This window comes from Nocardioides sp., from assembly GCF_031422975.1.
In the GTDB taxonomy this organism is placed as follows: Bacteria; Actinomycetota; Actinomycetes; order Propionibacteriales; family Nocardioidaceae; genus Nocardioides.
This window is the reverse complement of record NZ_JANPEO010000659.1, coordinates 1-2,705: the sequence shown is the minus strand read 5'-3', so window position 1 is coordinate 2,705 and position 2,705 is coordinate 1. Positions and strand designations below refer to the sequence as shown.

The following is a 2,705-nucleotide window of genomic DNA, read 5'->3' as shown; positions in this document are numbered from 1 at the left end:
CCGGTCTCGGGCGCGCGAGTGCGCGCCCGGAGGCGAGAGGAGAGGCGAGCGGTGGTGTCGAAGGATCAGGGAAGGATCAGTGGCAGGGGTAGCCGAGGAGGTGCCGCGCGTCGTGGACCCACTCGTGGACCGCGGTGCCCGCGGGGAGCGAGACGGCGCCCTGGTCGGCGCTCACGAAGAAGATGACCAGCGTCGCGAGCAGTCCGAAGAAGAGCGCCCAGGGGGCGAGCTCGCGGAGCGGGATGACGGGGAGAGTGGGTGCGCCGATGACCGGCGCCGCAACGGAGTGCGACATGTGTCCTCCTCAGGGATACGTGCGTCCCTGGTTGATGGGTTCGGACGGACACGCGGGTCTGACTCCACCGACCAACCGTGAGGCTGAGCGATGTCACAGTAGCGCGACTGTGCCGGAATTCCACCGGCTTCCTTGTGACCGTTGCCGCTCACCCTAGCGGACGACGAGGCCGTCTCGACAAGGGCCCACGCAGCGAAATCACCACGGCGGTCAGAGCCGCCCCGAGGCCGATACGGCGCGCCAGCACTGTGGATCGGGCGATGTCGTCGGGGTGGGCGGCACGCCCGCCTCCCAGCACCGGACGGTGCTCGATCCGGTCGCCGTCGTAGGTGTTCGTGCCACCGAGGCGGATGCCGAGCGCACCGGCGAACGCGGACTCCACGACTCCCCCGTTCGGGCTCGGATGCGCGGCCGCGTCCCGGCGCCAGGTCCGCGCCGCGACCCCTGCCCGGGTGGGTGCGGCGGCCAGGGTCAGGAGGCCGGACAGCCGCGAACCGGGGAGGTTGGCCAGGTCGTCCAGCCTCGCCGACGCCCATCCGAAGCTCTCGTAGCGCGGGTTGTGGTGACCGACCATGGCGTCCAGCGTGTTCACGGCGCGGTGACCGAGGAGTCCGGGTACGCCGCACAGCGCACCCCACACCAGCGGCGCGACGACCGCGTCGGAGGTGTTCTCGGCGACCGACTCGATGACGGCACGCGCCACCTCGGACTCGTCGAGGTCGGCGGTGTCGCGGCCCACGAGGTGCGTGAGGCGCTGCCGTGCGGCCGGCAGGTCATGGGCCGCCAGGTGCGCGTGTACGGCGAGCGCCTCCCGTTCGAGGGATCGTCCGCCCAGCACCGCCCAGGTGGCGACGGCGGTGACCGCGGCGCCCCACGGACCGCGTCTGTCGACCACCACGCCGAGCGCGACGGCTCCACCGACCAGGAGCGCGGTGTGGGCCACTCCGCGCGCACGCGAGTCGGCGTACAGCCGATGCTCCAGGGCCGTGGCCGTGGTGCCGAAGCCGGCGACCGGGTGGAAGCGTGGCGGGTCCCCGAGGAGGCGGTCGGCGGTGTAGCCGAGGAGAAGCCCGGCGGCGCGCGCCCTCATGCGAGGGCCACCAGGATCGCAGCCAGCGCCAGCTCGATGCCGGCACCGAAGACGTCGCCGGTGACGCCGCCGAAGCGACGCGTCGTCCTCCTGACGACGAACAGGACGACCGCGAGCGCGAGGAGGACAGCGAGCGCGCCGCGCCACCATGGCAGACCCGCCCAGGCACCGAGGCCGGCCAGGCCGACGGCACCGAGGACCCAGACGGAGGCGGCGACCGCACGGGGCACGGTCTGGGTGTAGGTCTGCCCCAGACCGTCGGGTCGGGCCGCCCGCACACCGTGGGCGCAGCACACGACCAGCGCAGCCCGGGACAGGGCGACCGCGGCACCCGCGAGGACCGCCGCCCGCCACGAGGCCGGCAGGGCGATGAGGCTGGCCAGCCCAGCGGCCTGGAGGCCGATCACCAGCACGATCGCCACCACCCCGGCCGGGCCGGACGTGCCGGACTTCATGACGGCCAGGGAGCGCTCGCGGTCGTAGGACGCGGCCAGCCCGTCGACGGTGTCCGCCAGCCCGTCGAGGTGGAGGGCGCGGTTGCCCAGGACCCCGGCACCGAGCGCGAGCACGGCTGTGACGAGCGCTGGCAGGTGAAGAAGGAGACCGGCCACCACCACGCACGTCACGGCCAGACCGAGGGGCAGCACCGCAAGTGGCGCCAGCACCATCGCGGCGCAGGCGCGACGCCGGTCCACGACTGCCGGCGGTCGCACCGGGATCGCGGTGAGGGTCCCCGTGGCCAGCCGCCAGGCGTCGCGCAGCATCAGGCTCCGAGCTCGCAGAGGAGCGCCACATCGCGCAGGATCGCTGCGGCACTGCGCACGATCGGCACGGCCGCGACCGCGCCCGAGCCCTCACCGAGTCGCAGGCCGAGGTCGAGCAGGGGCTCGAGACCCATCTTGGCCAGCGCGAGCGACTGGGCGGGTTCGGTGGAGCGGTGGCCTGCGGCGTACCACCCGGCGGCGCCGGGCTCGATGCGGTCGGCCGTCAGGGCACACGCCACGCTCATCAGGCCGTCGAGCAGCACCGGCCTGCCCTCCTGAGCCGCGGCGAGCAGGAAGCCGGTGCTCGCGGCGAGATCGGCGCTGCCGAGGGCCGCGAGGGTCTCGATCGGGTCGTCCGTGCGGGCACCGGCCCGGGCCAGGGCGGCGTCGATCACGTTGGCCTTGGGGCGCCGGGTCGCGTCGGCGATCCCCGTGCCGCGGCCGCCGACCACGCGGGCGGGCAGGCCCAGGCCCGCCGCGACCATGGCGGCCGCCGGGGTGGTGTTGCCGATGCCCATGTCGCCGCTGATCAGCAGCTGGGCACCGGCGGCGATCT

4 protein-coding genes and 1 riboswitch are annotated in these 2,705 nt (G+C 74.2%); all 4 genes read right to left on the bottom strand.

Translation table 11 applies throughout. The features are described 5' to 3' along the window. Positions 1-76: 76 nt before the first annotated feature. A complete protein-coding gene (locus tag RMO85_RS19520) occupies positions 77-295 on the bottom strand; it encodes a CbtB-domain containing protein (protein WP_310530376.1) in 219 nt (72 codons plus the stop codon). 33 nt (positions 296-328) lie between these two features. Then, positions 329-476, bottom strand: a riboswitch (cobalamin riboswitch). Next, positions 444-1,385: a cobalamin biosynthesis protein gene (locus tag RMO85_RS19515; protein ID WP_310530375.1), complete on the bottom strand. Its 942-nt coding sequence runs from the start codon at positions 1,383-1,385 to the stop codon at positions 444-446. (Overlaps the previous riboswitch by 33 nt.) Continuing rightward, on the bottom strand, positions 1,382-2,149 hold the full coding sequence (locus RMO85_RS19510) for an adenosylcobinamide-GDP ribazoletransferase (RefSeq protein ID WP_310530374.1): 768 nt from the start codon (positions 2,147-2,149) through the stop codon (positions 1,382-1,384). Before RMO85_RS19510 ends, RMO85_RS19515 begins: the two co-directional genes overlap by 4 nt. Continuing rightward, positions 2,149-2,705, bottom strand: a 557-nt coding sequence (locus tag RMO85_RS19505) for a nicotinate-nucleotide--dimethylbenzimidazole phosphoribosyltransferase (RefSeq protein ID WP_310530373.1), incomplete at its 5' end; no start/stop codon positions are given. The genes RMO85_RS19510 and RMO85_RS19505, both read right to left, overlap by 1 nt.